The following is a 559-nucleotide window of genomic DNA, read 5'->3' on the forward strand; positions in this document are numbered from 1 at the left end:
CTGGCTGGTGGCTCCGGTAACGTCTACCGCAGCGCTACTGCCGTTAAGAATCTGCACGCCAACATTGCCCGCGTTGCCGGCGCCCTCATCCGGCGCCCCGTTGACGAGCGCCGTCAGCTCGTCCACTGCAGCCGCGCCGCCCGCGCCACCGTCGAACTCGATGGCGCCTTGCTCGAGCAGACTGGCTTGCGCCTGGGCACGCGCATCTTCGAGCGGTGGCAGCTCGTCGAGCGAACGCCTGCGCCCGGGCTCGACGTCGTACACCGACCACGCGCGGCGCGACCATCGACCCGATGAGACGAGCCGCGAGCGTCGGCTTCCGCCGATCCCTGCGAGCGACGCCTGCGCGGCCGCGCCACGGACAGCGAGGAAGTGATCGAAGGCCGCATGTCGCGGGCCGCCAATGAAATCGCGCACTGGGACGGCTATGACTATGTGCTGTGCAATGTCGATGCGGAGGATTGTTTCCAGCGCGTGCAGACGATCCTGCACGCCGAACGCATGAAGCGCAGCCGTCAGACCGGCCTTATCGGCTTCATCCGCAGGCTAAGCCGCTATC

At 67.4% G+C, this 559-nt stretch carries 2 protein-coding genes; both read left to right on the forward strand.

All coding sequences use genetic code 11. From position 1 onward, the window contains the following. Positions 1–297: hypothetical protein (locus ACFO3N_RS24980; protein ID WP_379801526.1), on the forward strand; the 297-nt coding region annotated here is incomplete at its 5' end. Positions 298–372: 75 nt separating this feature from the next. Continuing rightward, on the forward strand, positions 373–559 hold a 187-nt coding region (locus tag ACFO3N_RS24985; protein ID WP_465254303.1), incomplete at its 3' end, for a hypothetical protein.

The organism is Flavobacterium chungangensis (assembly GCF_042654045.1).
GTDB lineage: Bacteria > Bacteroidota > Bacteroidia > Flavobacteriales > Flavobacteriaceae > Flavobacterium > Flavobacterium chungangensis.